Genomic DNA, 22,653 nt, shown 5'->3' on the forward strand with positions numbered 1-22,653 from the left:
GCGCCCGGGTCGACACCGAGCGAGTAGGCCTTGGGAACACCGGTGAATCCGGCGTTGTCGTATTAGGCGACGTTCAGGCCCTGCAGATTTTCGTCGTAACCGGTGTGGGTGTGCGCCGTCGTACTCGCACACGCTGTGGTGACTGTCGGCGTTCGGTCAGCCGCGAAGCAGGATGTTGCGGCAGGGCCGTACGCGTCTGTGGCCCGATTCTGGCTGTCGTAGAGGGTGGTGGATTCGAGCCCCTGCGGGTTTGTGACCGATAACGTCTGGTCTTTCTCGTTCCACACTGTGTTGCTCGCCAAACCCATTGCTGAAGTAGAGGTCAATGTTCTCAACATGGCATCGAAGGTCACGGTCTGAGCATGCCCGGTGCCAACCCTTGTATTGGGCAACGGTGTGCCGGAGGTGTGATCGACCACATCGAGATATGTGGTGTCAGCCACTGGGGTCGCAAGAGAATCGCCGTACGTGTAGGTCTTGGTTGGTTGAGTCGACGCGGTAACGCCATCAGGGGCGGGAAGCGCTACTTTCGTCGCGCGCCCCGTGCTGTCATACGCAATGGTGGTCGCGTTCGTCGAGGTCGCTGCGCGTGCGGGGCTTGTCGCGAGCAGCCAATCGTTCTGCAGCACGTTGCGGATGGTCGTGACTCGCCCTTGGGCGTCGTACTGAAACGTCGACTGAGCGTTACCCGGGTTCGTGATGCGAACCAGGTAGCCGTTCGCGTCGTATTCGAGCTCAGTGAAGTCTGGGGCGCCCTCAACGTGGCCGGGATAGATGATGCGGCACAAGAGCGGCCCGGTGGTCAAGGCGGCCGTGGCGGTGAACGAACCTGGGTCGGTTTTGCAAACCCGACCGCCGACCAGATCGGCGCCTGACAGCCCCGCCTGCGCCGGGGTGTCGGTGGTGTACACGAACTTGACTTGCCTGCTGTACGCAGTGGATGCCGAGCCCGGCGTCACCGCAGAGAGCCGATCACTGATCGTGTCGACCGCACCGGTATCTGAGCGAAACTGCACAACGGGTGCAGCAGGTTTCAGCGCTTCTTGGGGACTCGAGACCTGAGAGACCTTGCCCGCGCTGTTAAACAGATAGACCGTGCCTGACTCGTCGGTCAGATTGACTTGGCCGGCCGCGTTCAGGGTCAGGATTCCGTTTTCGCCGGCCGGGGCCGCGTATCCTCCTTGCGCTTTCTTCGTGTAAGTATGAACAGCGCCTGAGGCGTCGGTCAGCACAACAGAGGAGTCGCTGATCTGCGCCGACGAGTAGAACCCCGAGGGGCCGGCGACGGGAGTGGATGCCGACCACCCGGTAGGCAAGGTCGAGATTGTTCGAGTGAACCACGACGCTGGCACGATCATCCCTGGGCCGGTATCACCTTGCTTTCGAACCAGTAGCTGCATCGCCGCGCTGCCGCCATTTTCGTAGTACTGCACCTTCAGCGGCACCGGAGTGGTCGACAAGGCCGTGGTGCCGGCGCCCCAACTTATTTCGGCGGCGGTATTCCACTGATCGACCATCGTTGTGCCGTTGACAAAGATCTGCACCCCGTCGTCGCGGAGGTACCCGAACTGGTACTGCGTCGCGGTCGCGTCAGGAGAGCGAATGAAACCGGTCCAGCGGGCAAGGAAGTGGTCGGTGTCGACGACCCCCGGCGCCGGCGAGCCCGGCGTGCCGTTGTTACCGTCGCTCCAATCGAAGTTGATCTGCGGGTCGACCCGCGAAAGCACCTTCGTTGCGCCCGCGAAGTCAGCAGCCGAAGTGGTCGGTGTGGCCGGCATTCCATTGAAATAGTCGGCGTTCAAGCCCGCGTTCGACGGCGCCTGCGAGTTGTACGAGAAGCCCATTCCCATCGAGCCGCCCACCGTCGCCACCGTCGGCGAGGCGAATGTCATGTTCACGTTGCCATTGGCGAGGTTCACCGCGACCGGTCCCGCTGAATCTGACGGTGACGGGCCGCCCGCGCCGATTCGCTTGTTGATGCTGAAGCTCTTCGCCCACTGCGGGGTGAAGACTTGGGCACTGTTCTTCGTCTGCACCGCCCACGAGTACGTGCCGCCGTCTTGCAACGACGTCGAATCGGTTGGTGTCCACGTCGGGCTCGACTGCCAGCCCGAACTCACGACTTGGCCTGTACTCGCGTCGCTGCTGGTCGTGACGTTGAAGCGATATTGAAAGGCGAGCCCGTCTGGCGCCGTGGGAGCGGCCACACTGAATGTCGGCTGGGTCGTCGCAACGACCGCTTTGTCGGGAGGCGACGCGCTGGCCCCGTCAGCTTTCGCTGGATCATCGGTCGTAAAGCTGAATACGGGGGTATTCGGCCAGACCGGATGCCCGGCGTAGTAGTCGTAATACGCGTCATGCACCCACGATCGCCAGTAATACGTCGTGCCTGGTTGCAGAATGTTTTTCGGCACGGTGACTGGGCCATCGCCGCCCCAGCCGCTGTCGAAAACGTAGGGCCCACTATCTACGCCCGGGCTCGTGCTGACGCGAGTCAGTCGCCAGAGACCGTTGCCCTCAGGGTCACTTTCACCGCCGACGCTCAGCGTCGGCGTCAAGGAGGTGTTTGTTGCGCCATCAGAGGGAGCGGGCGAAGTGCCCGCCGACGGATAGGGCTTGTACCCGACATACAATCTGGTGTCGATGACCTTGAGCGTGTACTGCCCGGGTGTTTCGTCACCGGCAAGCAGCAATTGATGGCCAGCCTGGCCGGCCGCGACCCAGTCAGAGATTCGGTAGCCGAGCCGAGTGTCACCAGGGTCTGTGTTGCCACCGCTCGCGTTGTCTACCGTGAAGGTACCCAACGGATCGCCGCCACAGTTCGGGCCGAAGCAGAGTCCGTCGTTGACCGCGGCTCCATGCCGATCTCGGCTATAGGCACCCGAAACGCCCGTCACAGCAATATCTGCGCCGACGATCTGATACCCGAAAAATTGCTCGTAGTTGTAGTGCACGACTGTGCGCCACACTCCATTGCCATTCGAGTTGCCGATCCAGACGTGATTGTTCGTATTCGTGAGATTTGTGTGCACTCCGTCGGTGGTTCGGTATGCCATTTCAGAATCGTCGTCGCTCGAACCCAACGATGGATCGACCGAGACCGGGTACACGCGAGCGGGGTCGGCCAGCCACGCCTTATCGGGTGCAACACTGATCAAGTAACTGGCGCCCTGCTGCAAGAGGCTCAATCGAACAGGGGCAGAAGCGTCGGCTTTGTTGTAGGTGCCCGATGAATCCCACATCGTCGGTGCGGGAATGGAGAACGCAGACGCTCCCGTCGCGTCGGAGAATGTGATGCCGCCGTCATCATTCTTGACCGCAGTGAGCCCGGCAGCGTCGACCTGCCAGGTCCACACCGGCGCTGTTTCCGGCTTGCTGTTCAGGCGCAGCGCCTCGTTCACGCCGGCGTCTGTCACGTCGTACACCAGATCGGTGTTCGGGAACACATTCGTGTATTCCAAGTAATTCTTCGAATCCGACCACGGCGAAAGGTCGCGCTCCAAGACAGAATGCGCAGCGCCTTCGAGTGTGAATCCGATGGTGTTGCCGTTCTTCGTCATCTCCACGACGTTGCTGTCGTCGGCGTACTGCGAGAACTGCGGGTGAAGTGGATACTCGTCGACCTTCGCGCCCCCCTGACCGAGCCACGACCACGCGCCCGTGGTCTGAAGATCGGTCTGAATCGGTACCCAGCCATCGGTGTTTCCGGGCGCTGACGAGTCTTGAATGTTGATCGGGGTCGAAGAGACCGCCGCGATCTTCATGCCGTCTGGGCCCGCGTACGTATCGCTGAACTCGGTTGCCGCGATAACCGGCTTCCCCGTGGGATCGAAATTCTTAACCACCGACTGTGTGGCCGCGGTGATGCCAGGAGTCGCCGGAACCGACGGTGCGGGGGCGATGGGATCAGGCGCGTCGTCGGTGGGAGCAGCCGGCGAAGGCAGCTCCGGAACCTGCGACTGCTCCAACGGCGCTTCGCCCGGTGCGGTTGAGGCCGGCGCCGGAGTCACCGCATCATCGGCGAGAACCGGAGAGGTGAGCCCGAGAACGAGCACGAACGAAACCACAATCGACGCGGCCGTCTTCAAGGCAGGGCGAAACGAAATCACAACGATCCCAAAAAGCTAGGCCCCTGACCCCCAGATTGGGGCCTCCTTGAAATCAGAACCTAGGGTGCAATTCGGCGCAGAGCAAATCCGAAGCCGCACGTCTCAAGTCATGAGGGACGCTCATTGTTGTGGAAACCTCACCAATTAAAGAGCCCCTTCCCCCGAAATCCAGAGGATCTTGCTCCGCTGCCCACCACTGAAGGGGAGAAACTTTTTTTGTGCAAATTCCCAGGAAACTGTCTCGTTGAAGAGACGGGCCTAGGCGTCGAGCAGAGTTTTTCCGCGAAAGGCGCCGGCCGCGAGGGCGGCATGCGCGGCAGCGGCATCGGCGAGCGCGAAGTGCCGCGCGGGCGGGGTGGTCAGCACGCCTGAGAGCGCCAGGTCGGCGATGCGCTGCAGAACATCCGGAGTCTGCTCGCTTGCACCACCGCCCGAGAACGTCACGCCGAGTTCGACAGCGGCCGGGTCGGCGATGGTCAGCACCCGCGACGGGCCGCCGGCGAGCTCGATCGAGGCGGGCAGAACTCCGGCTCCTGCCGTGTCGAGCACCGCGTCGACGCCAGAGGGAGCGAGTTCGCGAACGCGCTCGAAGACTCCGTCGCCGTAGAGCACGGGGTGGGCGCCGAGTTCGCGTACGGCCTCGGCATCGCGCGTGCTGCAGGTCGCGATCACAGTGACGCCGTCGTTTGCGGCAAGCTGCACGGCCGCGGCCCCCACTGCTCCCGCACCGCCGTGCACCAGCAGAGTCTCGCCGGGCTTCACGTCGAGCAAGGCGAGGCACCGGATGGCCGTTGCCCCTGCCACCACGATCGAAGCGGCCGTCTCCCAGTGCAGATCGGCGGGTTTCTGCAGCACGGCTGTAGCGCGAGCGATCGCGAACTCGGCGTACGATCCGCTCGAGACCCAGCCGAAGACGGGGTCGCCGACGGCCAAGGGTAGGCGGGTGTTGCCAGAAGCCGGGTCGGCCTGAGACGGTTCTGCGGCCGATGAGTGCTGCCGAGCATCCGCGCCGCCCGACGAAGCAGCAACCGGCGCATCAGGCCCGGCCGCACCAACCGCCTCGACCACCCCTGCGAACTCGCTGCCCGGAGTCACGGGAAACGTCGGATGCACGTTGCGCTGCATCGCCCCCGACCGGAGCTTCAGGTCGTACGGGTTCACCGCGGCGAACCGCACCCGCACGAGCACCTCGCCGGCCGCCGGCGTCGGCACGGGCAGCTCGATCTCGTGTAGAACTTCGGGGCCGCCGTACGTGTCGAATGTGATCGCTTTCATGAGGCCAACGCTACCCAATGCCGGTTGCCCACGGCATTCTTAGAATATGACTTTCGCTTTCTCCGGAACCATGCGCGCCCAACCGGGCCACCGCGACGACGTGATCGCGCTGTTGCTCGCCGACCAGTCTGCCCTCGCCGAACTCGGCTGCCTGCACTACCTCGTCGGAACGAACGATGCCGAACCCGACCTCGTCTACGTGAACGAGCTCTGGGTGAGCGCCGAGGCGCACGACGCGTCGCTGCAGCTCGAGTCGGTGAGGGCCGCGATTCAGGATGCCCTGCCGATGCTCACGGGCGACTTCACCAACTTCGGGTTCGAGGTCGTGGGCGGGCTCGGCGCGTAGGCTAACCGCGCGGCAGAGCGCCATATGCGGCGAACACCGGCGCCCGGCGCGGCGGGGCGTGACCCCAGTAGCGCGGCGTGACGCGTCGCGTTGGGTCACACGCGACGTGACACCGGTGGCGCCCGATGACCCGGCGCGTCAGGTCACCGCGCCTTACCCTCGTGCGACGACGGGCTCCGCCCCGGCAGCGCGAGCCGAGGCGGCACGCGAAACGCGCTCGAGAATGCCCGCGAGCGCCTCGAGATCGTCGGGGTCGAGCGCGGCGAACTCCGCAGGAGCAGCCGGGCGAACGAGCTCGACACGAGCGCAGGCTTCGCGACCCGCCGGAGTCAGCGACACCGTCTTCGATCGCCGGTTCTCGGGGTCGACGAGCCGTTCGACCAGCCCGCGACGTTCGAGGTCGTTGACGGCGACGGTTGCGGCCGGCGCATCGATCAGCGTCGCGTCGGCCAGCTCCTTCATGCCCATCGGCCGCTCGACGAGGCGCCGAAGCACCCGCGCCCGGCCGAAGGGCAGATCGAGTTCGTCTGCGACAGCCCGGCGCCACGCCGTCAGGTTGTGGGTGGCGAGTGCCATGTAGGCCGCCCAGACATCATCGGCTCGTTCGGTCATGATTCATTCACTCCTTTGTGAACAGACTATGGATGTGTGACGACAACGGTGCTGCCGGCGCTCACGACGTAACCCCCGCAGCGGAAGCGGTCGAAGCAGCCGAAGGCTCTTCGAAAAGGTGCCCGATGCGATCTGTCGTGCGGTGAGCCCACGGCGTGCTCGCCAGAATGCCGAGCACGCCCACCGCGATACCGCAGCCCATGCTGATGTACCAGAGTGCATGCGTGGCAAGCGCGAACTCAGGCCCGATGGCCGCCATCGCACCGGCCCCGGTGACGGTTCCCGCCAGCGCCACGCCGATCGCGACGCCCACTTGGCGGCTGGTCGAAGCGAGCCCGGCTGCCACACCGGCTTGCGACACGGGCATTCCAGCGACCGCCGTCGTGGTGATGGGTGCGTTGATCATGCCGAAGCCGAGTCCGAACAGCACGTACGAAATCAGCAACATGTAGTTCGGTGTCGTGGCCGTCAGAAAGCTCATCGAGAGAGCGCTCGCGGCAATGAGAGTTCCTGCGATCACCAGCGAGGGGCGAGTGCCGAAGCGCCCCACCATGCGGCCGGAGATCAGCGAACAGATCAGCGTCGCGAGGGCGAGGGGCAGCATGTAGAGGCCAGTCGCAAATGCGGAGAGCCCCCGAACATCCTGCAGGTAAAGCGCGTTCACGAAGAGAAAGGCACCGTAAGCGGCATACGCGCAGACCGCGCTGATCGCAGCTGAACTGAGCGGAAAACTGCGAAAGAATCGCACGTCGATCAGCGGCTCACGTCGGCGCAGCTCGTACCTCACGAGCATCAGCACGGCGAGCGCCGAAAGCACGAACAGGCCGATGATCACGGGCGAACCCCAGCCGAGCCGCGGCGCCTCGATCAGCCCGAACACCAGCGAAACAAGCGCGACGATCACGAACACCTGCCCCAGCGGGTCGAAGCGTCGAGCCGTTGCCGCACGCGACTCCGGCACGAAAATGGCGCACAGGATGATCGCCGCGATGCCGATGGGAACGTTCACCCAGAACACCGAACGCCACCCGACCGTCTCGGTGAGCGCGCCGCCCACCAGCGGCCCGAACGCCATCGACACGCCGACCACCGCGCCCCACACGCCAACCGCTCGCGCCCGTTCCTTTGCCACGGTGAAGGTGTTAGTGATGATCGACATGGCAACCGGGTTCAGCATCGACCCGCCGAGGCCCTGCAGCACACGCGCGAAGATCAGAAACCCTACGCTCGGCGCGATACTGCAGAGCAGAGATCCGACGCTGAAAACGATGAGCCCGATCTGAAACACCCGGCGGCGACCCAACCGGTCTGCGACAGAGCCCGACAGAAGCAAGAAGCTCGCAATCGCGAGCGTGTAGCCGTCAAGAACCCACTGCAGATCGGCGACCGAGGCGCCGAGATCCACCCGAATCGACGGCAGCGCAACGTTGACCACGGTCGCATCCATCGACACGATGAACAGGCTCATGCAGCAGATGGCGAGTATGAGGGCCTTGGGCGTGGGTTTGCGCCGAGCGCCGTCGGCCGTGCCGCGCCCCGCGGAGCTGCTGACGCCTGCCGCTCGTGCCGAGCTACCGCGGCTTCGAATACTTGTACTCACACAACTATTGTGACGTGTTAACTATCTCCCGTCAACTTCGCTCGGAATTTCGAGTGCTTCCAACCGACGACGGTCAGTTAGCGCGACGATGTCTACAATTCGACCCTCACTGATGGCACAAGCCATCAGTCCCACGATCTGGCCGCTCGTGCTTCGCGCAATGATGCCAGGTTCACCGTTGATGACAGCGGAGCGTTCGGTCGTTGCCGCACGGCCTCCGCGGAGCGCTGCCGCTGCCACCTCGCTCGCCCCCGTCGAGATGATGAGCGACCGAGCGGTATGGGTGCGCGACGTCACGTTCGGATCAAGAACCGCCATGAGACCCTCGAAATCGCCGTCGCGCGCAGCACGCAAGAACTGATCGACAACGGCGCGGCCAGCCACAGCTCGGGCACCGGGTCGGGGGGCGCCTTGCACCTTTCGGCGCGCTCGGCTTGCGAGCATTTTGGTCGCGTTCGACGACTTGCCCACGATTCTGCCGATCTCCTCGAACGGCACCGCGAACAGGTCGTGCAGAACGAAGGCGAGCCGTTCGTTCGGTTCGAGGCTATTCAGAACGATGAGGAGGGCCGCTCCAACTGATTCGGCCAGCAGGGCGTTGCTCTCCGGCGCCGCATCGTGCTCTTCGGTGACGACGAGCTCGGGAAGATGATCGCCGTACAGCGACTCCGGTCGTGCGGAACGCGATCGAAGAACGTCGATACAGACACGGCTCACGACGGTTGTGAGCCAGCCGCCGACGTTGTCGATCGACGTGAGCTCTTGTCGCGCGAAACGAATCCAGGTCTCCTGCACCGCGTCTTCTGCGTCGACACGCGAGCCGAGCATCCGATGGGCGACCGCGAGCAGGCGCGGTCGCTGCGCCTCGAACGCCGCAACCGCATCCGCGTGTCTCGATTCAGTCACTCTGTTACCTTTCACCAATTCGGGTCGTCATGAGAAGAGACGGGCCCGAAGGGGCGAACGTAACAAAGGAGTCAGATATGAACATCGCCCTGTGGATTGTCGCCGGGCTCATGGCCGCCGGCTTCTTGTTCGCGGGAGCCAACAAGCTGTTGACCTCCTACGAAAAGCTGGCACAGACACCCGGTGCGGGCTGGGCAAACGATTTCAGCCCAGCCTTCGTCAAGCTGCTCGGGGCATTCGAGGTGCTCGGCGCGGTGGGTTTGATTCTGCCAGGCGTTCTGAACATCGTTCCCGTACTCGTGCCGATCGCTGCGGTCGGCTTGGGCGTGATTCAAGTCGGAGCCGCCATCACAGAGCTACGCCGTGGCGAAGCAGCGCACGCCGTTATCAATCTGGTGTACATCGCCGCAGCCGTCTTCGTCGCCTGGGGGCGATTCAGCGGAGTGCCGTTCGGGTGAGCTCCCGTCGAATGTCGAAACTTTCAGCTGTTGTCTGTGGCCCGTCTTCTGTGGCTGCGGTGCGGCGCCGCAGGTCAGGGTTCGACGCGCAAACCGAGGTGGTCGGCGAGCAGAGGGGAGAGCAGCGAGAGCTGCCCGTCGTCGATGGTTGCGCCCGCGAGGCCGGCGATGCCGTGGATGGCCGCGAACTCTGAGCTGCGAAGGTCGACGTTGAGGCACGTGGCTCGGGTCAGATCGAGGGTCTGAATGCGGCAGTTCACGAACGCCACCCGATCGCCCGTGAAACCGCCGAGGTCGAGGTCGCCGATGAAGCACTCCTCGAGAATGACATTGGTCAGCCGCGAACCACGCAGGTTGAGGTAGTCGATTTTGCCGCCGCGGAGGTGAACCGAATCCAGTTCGCTATCGAAGAGTTCGGCCGAACCCCAGCGAGGGTTCTCGATACGAACGTCGCGCCAGGTCGTGCGGGCGGCCTTAAGGCTGTGCGCGAACGGGGCGGCGAACACGGTCTCGATGAAACGGCTGCCGCGAAACTCGGCGTCGGTGAGAGTAACGGATTCGAAACGGCACTCGAGAAACGAGCATCCACTCACGTCGTATTCGGTGAGATCTGCGCCCTCGAACAGCTCGCCCTCGCGATAATCTCCGCTGACCAGCTCTTCTGCGTTGCCCACGCTCAGTCGTGTGGCCTCGATCGCCACGAAGTCGATGTCGGGCGCAACGGTACCTGCCTTCGCCGTGTCGGCCGCTCTCTTCTGGCGCATACCGTCAGCCTATGGGCCGCGGGTTCAGGATGCCCGCCCGGCGGTCACCGCGCACGCCAACGGTTTCGGCGCGCCCGTTCGCCCCGACACAGCCGCACCACACCGCACGCCCGCCGCTACTGCTACCGCACGCCCGCCATCAGGCGCCGAACGAACGGTGTGATCACCGCGAGCAGCAGACCGACCACAATGGCGATGGCGCCCAGAATGCCGAAGTACGGCACCTGATTGTTCGGGTCGTAGAACGAAGCGAGTTGCCCTGAAATGGCGGTGCCGAGCGCAACCGAAAGAAAGAATAGCGCCACCATTTGCGTTCGATAGACCTCCGGCGCCAGTTTCGTCGAGATCGAAAGCCCCACGGGCGAGATCAGCAGCTCGGCGATGGTGAACACCAGCAGAATGCCCACGAGCGCGAGCAACGGGGTGGAGGCCGCTCCGCCGTTCGCGAACGGTATGAACAGGAGAAAGGCGATTCCCATCACAATCGCGCCGCCGGCAAACTTCAGTGGGGTGACGGGCTGGCGTTTGCCAAGTTTTGTCCAGATGGCAGCGAACACGCCCGAGAGAATGATGACAAAAATCGGGTTGATCGATTGCACCCACGACACCGGCATCTGCCAGCCGAACAGGTCTCGATTCAGCTGACTGTTCGAGTACAGCGTGACAACCGTGAACTGCTGCTGGTACAGCGACCAGAAGGCCACACTCGTAATGAACAGCGGAATGAAAGCCAACACCCGGCTGCGCTCGGTTTTCGTAATGCGTTTGCTGCGCAGGATGACCGCGAAGTACGCAATGGCCGCAATCAGTGTGACGGCAATGACCACCGTCACCAGGTTGTTAATATTCAGCAGCCCAGTGAGAACCGCAACGATGACGACGAGCACTGCGATGATGCCGATGATGATCGCCCGGCTGCGGCGGCTCGCCGGCAGTGGATTCGGCACGATGCTGGCGATCTTCGGAAGGTTCTTGCGGCCGATGCTGTACTGAATGAGGCCGATCGCCATGCCGATGGCGGCGAGCCCGAATCCGTAGTGAAAACCAAGCGTGGTCTGAGCGAGACCGGTCAACAGCGGCCCGATGAAAGCGCCGAGGTTGATTCCCAAGTAGAACAGCGAGAATCCGGCGTCGCGCCGCGGATCATCCGCGCTGTACAGCGTGCCGACAATCGAGGTGGCGTTGGCTTTCAAGCCGCCCGAGCCGATGGCGATGCAAATGAGGCCGACTGCAACGCCCGCGCCGCCGGGAATGAGGGCGAGCGCGATGTGACCGAACATGATGAGCACGGCGCTGAAGAACAGCACGCGCTCAGAGCCGAGAATGCGGTCGGCCAGCCACGCACCGAGAATGGTGGAGAGGTACACCGCTCCGCCGTATGCACCCACGATGCCGGTGGCGGTGTCTTTGGGCAGACCAAGGCCGCCTTGCGATGCCGGATAGAACAAGTACAGCAGCAAGATGCCTTGCATGCCGTAGAACGAGAACCGTTCCCACGCCTCAACGCCGAAGATGTTCGCGAGCTGCCGAGGCTGCCCGAAGAACGTCTTACCGTTGCTGGCAGGTGGCTCTGCGCCGACTTGTACCCCCGTGTCTACATCGCTCACACCCACACTGTATCTATTTGTGCGTGCGGCAGCTTGTTGTGCCGCGCCGACGTCACGGTTGCGCAAAAGCACCTCTGCAGAGCGGCAAAGGTGCCTTTTCGCAACCTGCAGGGCACGCAGCTGCTCGCAGGCGCGTGCGGAGACGACAATTCGACGAACTCGACAGTGACTCCGTTCACTCCCTGAGCTACTGGCTAGAACACACTGCGAACAATGCCACCTTCGATGCGCAGGGCGGCCCCGTTGATCGCCGCCGCGAGCGGGCTGCTCACGTAGGCCACGAAAGAACCGATCTCCCCTGGCTCAATCAGCCGGCCGATCAGCGAGGTTCCTCGTGCGGCGCCAAGGCCCATGAACTGCGCCTCCGCTTCTGCGTACGGAATGCCCGAATACACCTGGCCGATAAACGAGACGGCGCCGGCGGTTTTTGTCGGACCGGCCACGATCGCGTTAGATGTCACCGCCGTGCCTTTCGTCAGCTCGGCAATGCCGCGCGACACCCCGAGCACCATGGTTTTCGAGGCGCTGTAGTGCACCATTTCCGCTGATGGCGTCACGGCCGCCTCGCTGGCAATGAAGATCAACCTGCCGCTGTTCTTCGAAAGCATTCCAGCGAGGTAGTGGCGAGACAGGCGCACCCCGCTCATCACGTTCACCTCGAACATCCGCTGCCAGGCATCGTCGGTGATATCGAAGAAGTCGACTGCGCCGTACACACCCAGGTTATTCACGAGAATGTCGATTTCGGGAAAGCGCGACACCGTCTCGATCGTGCCCTCTGCGGTGCCGTTGTCTGCGACGAGCCGTTCAAACCGCCCACCGACGACGCGGGTACGCAAGTCGTCAATCGCCTCATCGACCGTCTCGACGGTTCGCCCGTTCACGATCACCCGAGCTCCCTCGCGCGCGAGGCTCGCGGCGATATCTTTTCCGATGCCGCCGGTAGAGGCCGTGACGAGTACCAGGCTGCCGTCTAGGTGCAGATCCATGGTCATTCCCTGTCTTTCGCGTGGTGTGATGCGTTCAGTGCTGGGCTGGCGTGTGGTCGTGCGGGTCACCCTTGAATGACCAGACACGCTTGTACGATCCGGCGGTCAGATCGTCGACCAATGCCGGGCCCAACGGATTCCAGCCCAGCTCCTCGCGCGCCTTCGTAGAGTCGACGCGGCTGTTGCTCGAAAGCGCAACCTCCACCCAGCGCTGCCCGAATAGGCCGAACGCCTCTTCTGGTGAAACCGATTCGGCCGACCCTGCACCGATCAGCGTCGCCACGGCTGCGGCGATGTTGCCGAGCGATTCTTCGCCAGCCCCGATGTTATAGATACTGCCAGGCGCAGCCTTCTCGATCGCCAGCGCATACACCTCGGCGAGGTCGGGCAGGTAGACGTTCGACCAACGGTTCTCACCCGCGCCAACGTAGACACTCCTGTTCGAGATGATAGCTCGACGGATGAGCAGCGGCAGCTGTTCGCTCGCACCGTCGCCGTAGATCATCGAGGGCCGAATGACGATCGTTCGGATGCCGCGCTCGGCCGCATCGCTCACCGCGAAGTCCGAGGCATACCGCGCGGCCACCACCTCGGCCGGAGTGTGCAGCGTCGACTCCGTGAACACCCTGTCAGACGCAGAGCCGTGGGCGAGATCGGTGTACACACCCGTTCCACTGGTGCGCACGTACGTCTTGTTCGAGCCTTCGAGGCCACGAAGAAATGCGGCGGTCGATTCCGCATGATCTGCGGTGGCGGTGTCGACGATCACGTCGAAGTCGCGCGCGAGTCGCTCGAGCAGCACAACATCGTCGAGGTCGCCCCGAACGGGAGTGATCCCCCGGGCATCCAGAGCGCCTAAGCCAGCGGCTGAGCGGGTGAGGCCGCTCACGTCGTAACCACCGATCTGAAGTCGCTGGCTGACCGCTTGGCCGATGTAGCCCACCGCTCCGGTTACCAGCACTCGGGTCTTCGTCATGATTTATGTTCCTGTCTGTCGGGTGTGCAAAAGATGAACGATCGGAGGCGCCGCAAGGCAGTCATCGAACGCAGCGACCAGGGCGATGGCAGCTGCGGATCGATCGTGTTCTTCGACGGCGTTCTCGTTAAGAAAGCTTTCGTACAGCGCGAGCGTCGTGGGATCGTCGCTGTCATCGTGCAGCTGCCACTGAAGGGTGCCGGGCTCGCGGGTGCTCGCAACGCGGGTAGCTTCGAGTAGGGCGAGCAACTCATTGCGCCGGTCGTCTCGAACGGTCAGGAGCACCATCTTCGCGATGAGCGGGGCACCACCCATCACAGCGCGCTCGGAATCAGGCTGTACTTGGTCTCGAGGTATTCGTAGATGCCCTCTGCACCGCCCTCGCGCCCGAGCCCCGACTGTTTGACCCCGCCGAATGGCGCGGCAGCGTTTGAGATGACGCCTGCGTTGACACCCATCATTCCGCTGTCGATGAGCTCGATCATCCGCCGGGCACGTTGCAGATCGCGTGTGTAAACGTAGGCGGCAAGGCCGTACTCCGAGGCATTCGCGAGCGCAACAGCCTCGTCTTCGCTGCCGAATCGCACGATCGACACCACAGGGCCGAAGATCTCTTCGGCGAAAATACGCGAACCCGCATCGACATCGGTCAGAACGCTCGGCTCGTAGAAGCTGCCCGCTCCGTCGATGGGAGATCCGCCCGCGAGCAAGCGCGCACCTCGCGACACGGCATCGTGAACCAGCGAATCGGCCTTGGTCACTGCAGCATCGTCGATAAGCGGGCCGATGGTGACACCCGGCTCGGTACCACGCCCCACCCGCATGGCCCGCACCCGATCGGCGAGCGTCGCGGCGAACCGATCGGCAACCGACTCGTGAACGAGAAAGCGATTGGCGGCAGTGCACGCTTGCCCAGTGTTGCGGAACTTCGCCGCGAGCGCTCCCTGAACAGCGTCATCGAGGTCGGCATCGTCGAAGACGATGAACGGAGCGTTGCCACCGAGCTCCATCGACGTGCGCAGCACCGAGTCGGCGGCCTGGCGCAACAGCGCACGACCCACGTCGGTCGAGCCGGTGAAGCTCAATTTGCGCAGCCGGGGGTCGGCGATGATCGGTGCGCAGACGGCGCCGGAGCGGCTGGTCGTGACCACGTTGATGACCCCCGCTGGCACCCCCGCCTCTTCGAATAGCCGAGCGACGTACAAAGTGGTCAGCGGGGTGAGCGCGGCCGGCTTGATGATGACCGTGCAGCCGGCGGCGAGCGCGGGAGCGATCTTTCGAGTGGCCATCGCCAGCGGAAAATTCCACGGCGTGATCAACAGGCACGGCCCGACAGGTCGGTGCGTCACCACCATCGTTCCCGTTCCTTCGGGAACAGGTGTGTAGCGCCCGTTCACTCGAACGGCCTCTTCGGCGAACCAGCGGAGGAATTCAGCCCCGTAGCCGATCTCGGCATGAGACTCGGCCAGCGGTTTGCCCATCTCGAGAGTCATGATCAGTGCGAGCCGATCCTCGTGCTCGTGAACGAGCTGGTATGCCCGCTGCAGAATGTCGCTGCGGGTTCTCGGAGAGGTTCTCGCCCAGGCCGCCTGTGCCGCGACCGCGAGATCGAGCGCTCGCATGCCGTCGGCCGGGCTGGCGTCGGCGACCGAACACAGCACTTCGCCAGTGGAGGGGTCGAGTACGTCGAATCGAGCATCCCCCTCTGCGGCACGCCATTCGCCGCCGAGCAGGAGCTTGGTCGGCACATTGGTAATCAGTAGTTTTTCAGTGTCATTCATGCGTGTACTCCAGTGAGACCCGAACGCGCAGCTGCGCCGCGATGCACGCTGAGCTCTCGGTCGAGATCGATCGGGTGAACAGAAACGAGGGGTTCCGCCGGCAGGTGCGGCGGCCTGCTGGTGGGGTGGGCGACGGCCAGAGACCCCCAGGTCGCCCCCAGTGCGATCGCCTTGTCGAGTGGATGCTCGGTACTCGGTTCTCGGTCGATTACGCTGAGCACTCCAGCCAGGGCCGCGTCACCGGCCCCGGTGGTGTTGGCGACGGCAACCGTCAGCGCCGGCGCCCAGCTCACCGCATCGGCGCGCACCCCGAGAAGGCCGTCTTCACCCAGGCTGACGACGACGGTGAGCGGTGCACCATGATGCCGGATGACTGCGCGGGCTGCCGCAACCACGTCACCGAACGTTCGCAACGGCTCGAGCGCGATCTGCTGCAATTCTGAGAGGTTCGGTTTGATGATGTCGACGAGAGGATGCCGGGCGTAGCGCGACAGCGCGGTTCCGCTCATGTCTATCGCGATGAGTGCCCCTCGTGCGCGGGCCTGTTCGAGCAGCGGAACGAGATCCACGCTGCCGCCCGTGTCGGCCGCCCGTGGGAGCGCCCCGCCGATCACCAGGCGGTCAGCCTTGATGTGCTCGATCATCGCGAGAGTGCGATCGACTGTCGCCGCCCATTCAGCGGGATCGAGTGCTGCGGGCTCCTCGTTGAGGTTCGTCGTGTGCCCATCGACGGTCGTGATGATGGAGTTCTGCCGTACGGGGCGGCGCACGTCGACCACCTCGACGACGCCGTCGGCGAGGTCGGGCCACCAACCGCGATGAGCCGGTGCGCCGTCGATGGGGCCGAGCGCGACAACCGCCTTCACATGCGGCGACACAAGCGAGAGCCCGTGGGCGATGTTCAGTCCTTTTCCGGCGAGCAAGGAGTTCTGATAACTCACCCGGTTGACCACTCCAGGCACAATGCCGTCGCTGACGTAGACACGATCGACCGCCGGAGCCGGCGTAAGCGTGACGACTCGGGGCGGCGACTGTGTCGAACGGCTTCTGTGTTCGGCCACGGTTCAGTGCACCGCCGTCGGCAGGTCGGCCAGCACGGCAGCGGTTACTCGCTCGGCAACACGCCCGGCCGAGAGCCCGTACTTGTCGAGCAGAAATTCGTTCGGGCCCGACTCCGACCACGAGTCGGCGAGGCCGAGTCTCGTCACGGGCACGGCGATTCCGTGCGATGTCAGAGTCTCCGCCACCAACCCGCCGAGACCCCCGATGATCGTGTGTTCTTCGATGGTGATGACGTGCGTGCATCCGTCGATCGCAGCGAGCAGAGACGTCTCGTCGAGCGGTTTGATCGTCGGTACGTGCACCACGCGCGCATCGATGCCCTGGGCGGCGAGCAGTTCAGCGGCGTCGAACACGCGAGACGACTGCACCCCGGTCGATACGAGTGCAACGGGCCCACCGTGACGGAGCACCACCACCGAGCCGAGCTCGAACATGTAATCGACCGGCAGCACCGGCGCCACAGCGTCGCGCGCAAGTCGCACGTAGACCGGCCCGTCGTGAGCGCACGACCATCGAACTACCGCGGCAGCTTCGACTTCGTCGACAGGCGCGATCACCGTGAGATTGGGCATCGCCCGCATGATGGCCAGGTCTTCGATGTCTTGGTGCGTCTTTCCGCTGCTGCCGTTCAGCAGGCCGCTGTACGCGCCCGCGAGTCGCACCGATGCGTGAGTCTGCGACACGAGCATCCGAATCGGGTCGAGGGCTCGATGGGTCAGAAACACTCCGAAGGTCGACAGCCACGGGCGGTAGCCGAGAGTCGACAGCCCGAACGCGATGCCCACCATGTTCTGTTCGGCGATACCGACCTCGACGAAGCGGTCGGGGAAGGCCTTGGCGAACAGGTCAGCTTTCGTCGAGTTTGCGAGGTCGCCGTCGACCACCATGACCGTGTCGTCAAGCCCCGCGACCTCGACGAGCGTTTCTGCCCACACATCACGCTGCGCCTTCATGACTGGTCTCCTTCTGTCAATAGTTCGGCACGAGCAAGAGCCAGCTGAGTTTCATCGGCCACACCGTTGTGCCACTTGTACGTTCCCCGCGTGAACGAGATGCCGTGCCCTTTCTCGGTGCGAGCCACGATGACGCTCGGCCCGGCACCCGACTCGGCCGCGCGCTTCACCTGGTCGAATGCGTCGAAGATCTCGGCGAACGAGTGCCCGTTGATCTCGATCACCGTCCAGCCGTATCCGCGCAAGATCATCGGAAGGTCTGCGTGACCCCACGGTTCGCTGCGGTCGAAGCGGTCTCGCCCCTGCTGCGCGGCCCAGCCGTACTGCTGCAACCCATTGAGATCGATGATCGCCGTGAGGTTACTCAGCCCGAAACGTCGTGCGGAGTTGACGGCCTCCCACACCATTCCCTCTTGAAGTTCGCCGTCGCCGAGCACGACCCACGTATGAAAGTCGCGCCCTCGCTTTTGCGCGCCGAGCGCGATTCCCACCGCGGCCGAGAGCCCTTGGCCGAGCGAACCGCTCGACACATCGACGCCAGGGGTCAGTCGCATATCGGGGTGCCCCTGCAAGCGGGAATCGCCGTGGTCGAAGCTCGCCAACTCGTCGATCGGAAAGTAGCCGCGCAGCGCCAGAACCGAATAGAGCCCGATGGCCGAGTGCCCCTTCGACAGCACGAACCGGTCGCGCTCCGGGTCGTCTGGATGCTCGGGGTCGATCGACAACTCCGAGAAGTAGAGCGCCACCAGCAGATCGGCCATCGAAAGGGGCCCGCCGATGTGGCCGGCTTTGCTCTGGGTGACCGTGTTGAGCACGTGCCAGCGCACGAGGCGCGCGAGTCGCTCCAACTCGCGCACTGGCGGTCGTTCGATTCGTTCGGTCATTTCGCTGCTCCTGAGACCTTGATGGTGTGGATCAAAACTAACATAAATTGGACACTAAGTCCACTTTCTATCACTACTGTGGAATATATCCGGCTTCTCTGAGCCCGAAGAGATGATCGAGCACGCTCTGATGCGAATCGATGGCGTCGCCGAAGCCCGCCAGGCGAATCTTGATGGTGCTCTGCACCATGTCGTAGCCCGTATCCATCCAGCCCTGAACGAACGGCCAGCGCACGAAGTCATCGAGGGTCTTCTCGCGAAGACCCTCTCGTTCGCCGATGCGTTGCCAGACACCCCCGAGGCCCGCCATGTGGCTTGCGAGGTCGAGCGGCTGAGGGTCTGCGGGGGGCATCTCGAAGAATGCGGCGATGTCTGCCCAAAGGTGTCGCCAGCGAAAATGATCGCCATTGGTGACGTTGAAGATCTCGTCGCGCGCGGTCTCGGCGTCGAGAGCCCACGCCACCGCCCGGGCTAGAATCCGGGAATCGGTGGCCTGATGCAGTGCATTCCAGCCGGCGAGCGAACCGGGATACCGCAACGGCACCCCCTCCTCTCGGCTCAGCACGGCGAACGCCGCAACTCCGGTGAGAATGTTCATCGGTGAGCCGAGGCTGTGCCCGATGATTCCGTCGGGCCGCAGTACCGTGTAGCTCCAGCCGAAGCGGCGAACGCCGGCCTGCACCAGGTCTTCTTGCGGGTTGTACAGAATCGGTCCGAGCAGGCGGGGATCGGATTCCTTCGCCGGCGTTCGGTACGGGCCGAGGTGCTCGCCGTACGACTTACCTCCCCCCATCAGCACAAAACGTTCGGGGGCAGCGCCATCGCGTTCGAGGGCCTGCAGCAGTCCGCTGAGCATCCGGGCGTTCAGGTCGGTGGTTTCGCCGAAGCTCGATCGCTCGGCGTAGCCGGCGTACACGATCTCCGTGATGCTCGACAGCGCGCCACGGGGTATGGAGTCGGTGTCGAGAAGGTCGGCCTGCAGGTGACGACGATCGTTCGCCGCGCCGCCGTCGTCGAGAGCCACGGGCCTGCGGGCGAGGGTCGTCACCGCCCGACCGTGCGACGAGAGGTGCTCTGCGGCCGCCGACCCAGCGACACCGTGCGCTCCCACCACGAGAACACTCATGACACGATTCCCAGTCGACGACGGATGCTCAGCAGCGCTCTCGGCGAAGCGTGCACCTGCTCGGCACGCACCTCCGTCACACCAGGCACCTTCTCCAATGCCGTCGATACCAGCCCCGCGTACGTGACGGCCATCGCTGGGCAACTCTCGCACGCACCCCAAAAGGTGACCTCGACCACGCCTTCGTCATCGTCGACCTGCACATCCATATCGCCCGCATGCCCGCGCAGTCGCGGACGGATGAATTCGATGGCGCTCGCCAGCTCATTTCGATCGACGGTCACGCCCGGTCGCCTCCGCGGTACTGTTCGGGAATCTCGTATCCGAGGGCCGCGGCGAAGTTGAGACCGAAGATCTTCTCTTTGATCTCGCGCGTGAGCTCGGGGTAGCCGTAGCGGTCTTGCAGCTCGTCTGGCATCTCGAGATTCGCCCACATCGTGATGTACGCCTGTACGTCGGGCCAAATGAACCCTTCCGAGCCGTAGGCGAGCCGGTCGGGGCCCACAGACAGCAGCGCCTGCCCGATGCGGTGCAGCATGGGGTACGGCTGTAGAAAGTATTGGTTGAACCACAGCGGCAACATGAGGTGGATGTTCGGAAAACGCCCCGCGATCGAGATCGTCTCGTCGACATACGGGTCGCCCATGTGGTGGATTCCGAAGTTGAGCTCAGGAAAGTCGTACGCGGCCATCTGCAGGTCGTTCGGCCGGAACGCCTCGACCGGATGCATGCCGAGCGGGTACCCCTTGTGAAACTGAACCAGCTTGATGCCCAGCTCGAGCGCCTTCTCGTAAAGTGGATACGCCAGCTCGGGGTCGTCTGCACGCCAATGGTGATCACGATCCTGGTAACCGTAGAACTTGAAGCTCTTGGCCCCCCACTCCACCACCTGACGCTCCATCTCGTCGAGCGCGAACTCGAGACCCTGCCAGCTCGGGTCGACGCCGCCGCAGAAGATCAGCCGCTCGGGGTCGCGCTGAGCGAGGTCGTAGCAGAGCTGCGCGGGCCCGAGCGAATCCTTCCACGGCCCGAAGAGCGGAACCGTCTGCACCATTGCGATGTCGGTCTGCGACCGCTCGAAGAGCTGAGCGCGCGCCCAATCCGGGTCGACCGGGTTGTAGAAATCGGGCTTGTCAGCCGGGCCGCCCTTGCTGGCCATCAGACGATTGAAGCTCTGCTGGTTTTGACGATGCGCAACGACGTTCTTGCCGTCGGTTCCGGGCGCGATCTGTCGATCGGTGAAATCCTGCGTGTGTACTACGCAGTCGAAGATGAACATACCGTCGTTCATGGCGGTCCTTTCACAAGTGGGTGCAGAAAATCGGCAACGGATTGCCTAGTCGACGAAATCGCCGTTCGGCTGACCATTCCAGGCTGTCACGCCGCCATCGATCGGCACTATCGCACCAGTGATGAACGATGCAGCCGGTGAAGCCAGAAACACCACGGCATCGGCCACTTCGGCAGGTTCGGCGATGCGGCCGAGCGGAATGAATCGCGCGAAGGCCCGTTCGAGGGTGGGCAGGGCGTCGAGGTTGCGCTCCAGTAACGGAGTGCGCACCGGCCCTGGCGCAATGGCATTGACCCGCACGCTCTTCTTGCCGTAGTCGATCGCCAGACTGCGCGTCAGATTCACGATCGCGCCCTTGGCTGCGTTATAGGCAGCGTAGTTGAAGTCGGCGCCGATGCCAGAGACCGAGGCCGTATTGACGATCGAGCCGGCGGCCTCGATCAGCACGGGCAGTGCCGCCCTGGCCAGAAAGAAGGCGCCGTCGAGATCAACGGCCATCACGTGACGCCAGGTCTCGTCGGTCGTGTCTGTCACCGAGCCCACTGGGGCGACTCCTGCGTTGTTGACGAGCACGTCGAGCCGCTTTTCGTGCGTACGGATGCCCGCAATGAAGTCGTTCGCCGAAGCCGAACTCGAGACATCCAACCGGGCCGCGCGAAACCTCGGGCGAATCGCCTCTGGCAGCGAGTCGGCGTAGCTCTGCACCGCCTTCTCGTCGATATCACCGCCGACCACCGACGCACCGACGTCGAGAAAGGCCCGCGAAATCGCCGCACCTATGCCCGACGCGGCTCCACTGACGGCAACGACACGACCTTCGAACAGCGTCTCGTTCCACACCCTCGCGGTCATGACCTGCGCCGCATCCGTGAACGCAGCTGACCGATCAGCTTGCCGTCGCTGAGCACGGCAAGAATGATCACTGCCCCGATGACTACGGGCTGAAGATAGGGCGAGACGTTGAGCAGGGTGAGCCCATTGTTCAGCACGCCGATGATGAGCAGACCGATGAACGTGCCGCGCATCGACCCGATACCGCCGGCGAGGCTCGCCCCGCCGATCACGACCGCCGCGATCACGCTCAGCAGATCGCTCGAGTTTCCGGCCGACGGCTGCGCGGCGTTCAGCCGAGCACCCACGACCAGACCCGCCACAGCCGCCAACAGACCCGCAATGGCATAGACGCGCAATTGCATCGCCTTGACCCGGATGCCCGAAAGCCGAGCGACTTCGTCGTTGCTGCCGATTGCATATAGTGAGCGGCCCGCCGGGCGGTACTTCAGCCACAGCCCGCCGATCACGAACACACCGATCATCAAGAAGACCTGCAGTGAGATGCCGAAGACCCTGATGTGCGACAAACCCTGAAACCAGTCGGGAAGGCCGAGAATAGGTGTTCCGTTGGTGAGGTACAGCGAGAGCCCGGTTGCGGCGAACATCGTCGACAGCGTCGCGATGAATGGCTGCACATTTCCGAAGGCGATCAGAACGCCGTTCACCAGCCCCACGCCGGCACCGACGGCGAGGCCGGCGACGATACAGAGCCAGAACGGCCAGCCGAGGTTCTGGTAGAGAACGGCGACCACCATGAAGCTGAATCCCAGCACCGCGGCGACGGATAAATCGATGCCGCCGAGAATGATCACCAGCGTCGCACCGGCCGCCATTATGCCGATGTATGACACTTGCACCAGGATATTGACCAGGTTGTTCGCCGTGAAGAACACCGGGGACAACACCGATAGCACGATGATCAGCAGAACGAGCCCGACGAGCGGCCCTGAGATCGATCGCAGGGCGTGTCGAAGTCGGCTGCTGGTAGGCGAGAGGGCCGGCGTCGTTTCAGGCGGCGCGCTCGGCGGTGCGCTCGCCGAAGCGGGCGCCGCTGGGTTCAATTGACTGGTCACAGTAAGT

21 protein-coding genes are annotated in these 22,653 nt (G+C 63.7%); 2 read left to right on the forward strand and 19 right to left on the reverse strand.

The genetic code is table 11. The features are described 5' to 3' along the window. Window positions 1–62: 62 nt before the first annotated feature. Window positions 63–4,109: a PA14 domain-containing protein gene (locus tag IEX24_RS15680; protein WP_188679919.1), complete on the reverse strand. Its 4,047-nt coding sequence runs from the start codon at window positions 4,107–4,109 to the stop codon at window positions 63–65. A gap of 258 nt (window positions 4,110–4,367) precedes the next feature. Continuing rightward, window positions 4,368–5,384: an NADP-dependent oxidoreductase gene (locus IEX24_RS15685; RefSeq protein WP_188679921.1), complete on the reverse strand. Its 1,017-nt coding sequence runs from the start codon at window positions 5,382–5,384 to the stop codon at window positions 4,368–4,370. Between the two features lie 46 nt (window positions 5,385–5,430). On the opposite strand from IEX24_RS15685, the gene IEX24_RS15690 reads away from it, so the two are divergent. Further along, window positions 5,431–5,730, forward strand: coding sequence for a putative quinol monooxygenase (locus IEX24_RS15690; protein ID WP_188679923.1), 300 nt, complete (start codon window positions 5,431–5,433; stop codon window positions 5,728–5,730). A gap of 153 nt (window positions 5,731–5,883) precedes the next feature. Here IEX24_RS15690 and IEX24_RS15695 read toward each other — a convergent pair whose 3' ends face one another. The 3 genes from IEX24_RS15695 to IEX24_RS15705 all read right to left on the reverse strand — a co-directional run bounded on the left by IEX24_RS15695 (window position 5,884) and on the right by IEX24_RS15705 (window position 8,848). Continuing rightward, a complete protein-coding gene (locus IEX24_RS15695) occupies window positions 5,884–6,342 on the reverse strand; it encodes a MarR family winged helix-turn-helix transcriptional regulator (RefSeq protein ID WP_188679925.1) in 459 nt (152 codons plus the stop codon). A 61-nt stretch (window positions 6,343–6,403) separates the two neighbouring features. Next, window positions 6,404–7,942 (reverse strand): DHA2 family efflux MFS transporter permease subunit, encoded by a 1,539-nt coding sequence (locus IEX24_RS15700; RefSeq protein WP_229715405.1) that lies wholly within the window; start codon window positions 7,940–7,942, stop codon window positions 6,404–6,406. A 21-nt stretch (window positions 7,943–7,963) separates the two neighbouring features. Next, a complete protein-coding gene (locus tag IEX24_RS15705) occupies window positions 7,964–8,848 on the reverse strand; it encodes a sigma-70 family RNA polymerase sigma factor (protein WP_229715407.1) in 885 nt (294 codons plus the stop codon). Window positions 8,849–8,925: 77 nt separating this feature from the next. Between IEX24_RS15705 and IEX24_RS15710 the strand changes: the two genes are divergently transcribed. Then, window positions 8,926–9,306 carry a DoxX family protein gene (locus tag IEX24_RS15710; RefSeq protein ID WP_188679927.1) on the forward strand — a complete coding sequence of 127 codons (381 nt, stop codon included), beginning with the start codon at window positions 8,926–8,928 and terminating at the stop codon, window positions 9,304–9,306. Window positions 9,307–9,380: 74 nt separating this feature from the next. On the opposite strand, the gene IEX24_RS15715 is transcribed toward IEX24_RS15710, so the two are convergent. From IEX24_RS15715 to IEX24_RS15780, 14 genes are all read right to left on the reverse strand, one after another. Then, on the reverse strand, window positions 9,381–10,070 hold the full coding sequence (locus IEX24_RS15715; RefSeq protein ID WP_188679929.1) for a pentapeptide repeat-containing protein: 690 nt from the start codon (window positions 10,068–10,070) through the stop codon (window positions 9,381–9,383). A gap of 122 nt (window positions 10,071–10,192) precedes the next feature. Next, window positions 10,193–11,677, reverse strand: coding sequence for a peptide MFS transporter (locus IEX24_RS15720; RefSeq protein ID WP_188679931.1), 1,485 nt, complete (start codon window positions 11,675–11,677; stop codon window positions 10,193–10,195). 194 nt (window positions 11,678–11,871) lie between these two features. Further along, window positions 11,872–12,666 (reverse strand): SDR family NAD(P)-dependent oxidoreductase, encoded by a 795-nt coding sequence (locus tag IEX24_RS15725; protein WP_188679933.1) that lies wholly within the window; start codon window positions 12,664–12,666, stop codon window positions 11,872–11,874. A 34-nt stretch (window positions 12,667–12,700) separates the two neighbouring features. Then, on the reverse strand, window positions 12,701–13,642 hold the full coding sequence (locus IEX24_RS15730) for an NAD-dependent epimerase/dehydratase family protein (protein WP_188679935.1): 942 nt from the start codon (window positions 13,640–13,642) through the stop codon (window positions 12,701–12,703). 3 nt (window positions 13,643–13,645) lie between these two features. Further along, window positions 13,646–13,957, reverse strand: coding sequence for a putative quinol monooxygenase (locus tag IEX24_RS20080; protein WP_188679937.1), 312 nt, complete (start codon window positions 13,955–13,957; stop codon window positions 13,646–13,648). Beyond that, on the reverse strand, window positions 13,957–15,423 hold the full coding sequence (locus IEX24_RS15740; RefSeq protein ID WP_188679939.1) for an NAD-dependent succinate-semialdehyde dehydrogenase: 1,467 nt from the start codon (window positions 15,421–15,423) through the stop codon (window positions 13,957–13,959). The genes IEX24_RS20080 and IEX24_RS15740 overlap by 1 nt, the downstream gene beginning before the upstream one ends. Next, on the reverse strand, window positions 15,420–16,484 hold the full coding sequence (locus tag IEX24_RS15745) for a 1-phosphofructokinase family hexose kinase (RefSeq protein ID WP_188679941.1): 1,065 nt from the start codon (window positions 16,482–16,484) through the stop codon (window positions 15,420–15,422). The genes IEX24_RS15740 and IEX24_RS15745 overlap by 4 nt, the downstream gene beginning before the upstream one ends. Window positions 16,485–16,487: 3 nt before the next feature. After that, a complete protein-coding gene (locus IEX24_RS15750) occupies window positions 16,488–17,438 on the reverse strand; it encodes a transketolase family protein (protein WP_188679943.1) in 951 nt (316 codons plus the stop codon). Next, window positions 17,435–18,322: a transketolase gene (locus tag IEX24_RS15755; protein WP_188679945.1), complete on the reverse strand. Its 888-nt coding sequence runs from the start codon at window positions 18,320–18,322 to the stop codon at window positions 17,435–17,437. Before IEX24_RS15755 ends, IEX24_RS15750 begins: the two co-directional genes overlap by 4 nt. 73 nt (window positions 18,323–18,395) lie before the next feature. Next, window positions 18,396–19,448: an SDR family oxidoreductase gene (locus tag IEX24_RS15760; protein ID WP_188679947.1), complete on the reverse strand. Its 1,053-nt coding sequence runs from the start codon at window positions 19,446–19,448 to the stop codon at window positions 18,396–18,398. Next, complete coding sequence (locus tag IEX24_RS15765) at window positions 19,445–19,732, reverse strand: NifU family protein (protein ID WP_188679949.1); 288 nt, start codon at window positions 19,730–19,732, stop codon at window positions 19,445–19,447. The genes IEX24_RS15760 and IEX24_RS15765 overlap by 4 nt, the downstream gene beginning before the upstream one ends. Continuing rightward, window positions 19,729–20,739 (reverse strand): amidohydrolase family protein, encoded by a 1,011-nt coding sequence (locus IEX24_RS15770; RefSeq protein ID WP_188679951.1) that lies wholly within the window; start codon window positions 20,737–20,739, stop codon window positions 19,729–19,731. The genes IEX24_RS15765 and IEX24_RS15770 overlap by 4 nt, the downstream gene beginning before the upstream one ends. Window positions 20,740–20,784: 45 nt before the next feature. Further along, entirely contained in the window at window positions 20,785–21,591 is an 807-nt protein-coding gene (budC, locus tag IEX24_RS15775; RefSeq protein ID WP_188679953.1) for a meso-2,3-butanediol dehydrogenase, read from the reverse strand. Then, window positions 21,588–22,646, reverse strand: coding sequence for an ABC transporter permease (locus IEX24_RS15780; RefSeq protein ID WP_229715412.1), 1,059 nt, complete (start codon window positions 22,644–22,646; stop codon window positions 21,588–21,590). The genes budC and IEX24_RS15780 overlap by 4 nt, the downstream gene beginning before the upstream one ends. Window positions 22,647–22,653 lie beyond the last annotated feature (7 nt).

Origin of the sequence: Subtercola lobariae (assembly GCF_014640255.1) — a bacterium.
Classification (GTDB): Bacteria; Actinomycetota; Actinomycetes; order Actinomycetales; family Microbacteriaceae; genus Subtercola; species Subtercola lobariae.

What these genes read in the sequence shown, in the direction of transcription:
- IEX24_RS15685 (WP_188679921.1), bottom strand. Translation starts at nt 5,384, where the DNA reads ATGAAAGCGATCACATTCGACACGTACGGCGGCCCCGAAGTTCTACAC.
- IEX24_RS15690 (WP_188679923.1), top strand. Translation starts at nt 5,431, where the DNA reads ATGACTTTCGCTTTCTCCGGAACCATGCGCGCCCAACCGGGCCACCGC.
- IEX24_RS15695 (WP_188679925.1), bottom strand. Translation starts at nt 6,342, where the DNA reads ATGACCGAACGAGCCGATGATGTCTGGGCGGCCTACATGGCACTCGCC.
- IEX24_RS15710 (WP_188679927.1), top strand. Translation starts at nt 8,926, where the DNA reads ATGAACATCGCCCTGTGGATTGTCGCCGGGCTCATGGCCGCCGGCTTC.
- IEX24_RS15715 (WP_188679929.1), bottom strand. Translation starts at nt 10,070, where the DNA reads ATGCGCCAGAAGAGAGCGGCCGACACGGCGAAGGCAGGTACCGTTGCG.
- IEX24_RS15725 (WP_188679933.1), bottom strand. Translation starts at nt 12,666, where the DNA reads ATGGATCTGCACCTAGACGGCAGCCTGGTACTCGTCACGGCCTCTACC.
- IEX24_RS15730 (WP_188679935.1), bottom strand. Translation starts at nt 13,642, where the DNA reads ATGACGAAGACCCGAGTGCTGGTAACCGGAGCGGTGGGCTACATCGGC.
- IEX24_RS20080 (WP_188679937.1), bottom strand. Translation starts at nt 13,957, where the DNA reads ATGGGTGGTGCCCCGCTCATCGCGAAGATGGTGCTCCTGACCGTTCGA.
- IEX24_RS15740 (WP_188679939.1), bottom strand. Translation starts at nt 15,423, where the DNA reads ATGAATGACACTGAAAAACTACTGATTACCAATGTGCCGACCAAGCTC.
- IEX24_RS15750 (WP_188679943.1), bottom strand. Translation starts at nt 17,438, where the DNA reads ATGAAGGCGCAGCGTGATGTGTGGGCAGAAACGCTCGTCGAGGTCGCG.
- IEX24_RS15755 (WP_188679945.1), bottom strand. Translation starts at nt 18,322, where the DNA reads ATGACCGAACGAATCGAACGACCGCCAGTGCGCGAGTTGGAGCGACTC.
- IEX24_RS15760 (WP_188679947.1), bottom strand. Translation starts at nt 19,448, where the DNA reads ATGAGTGTTCTCGTGGTGGGAGCGCACGGTGTCGCTGGGTCGGCGGCC.
- IEX24_RS15770 (WP_188679951.1), bottom strand. Translation starts at nt 20,739, where the DNA reads ATGAACGACGGTATGTTCATCTTCGACTGCGTAGTACACACGCAGGAT.
- budC (WP_188679953.1), bottom strand. Translation starts at nt 21,591, where the DNA reads ATGACCGCGAGGGTGTGGAACGAGACGCTGTTCGAAGGTCGTGTCGTT.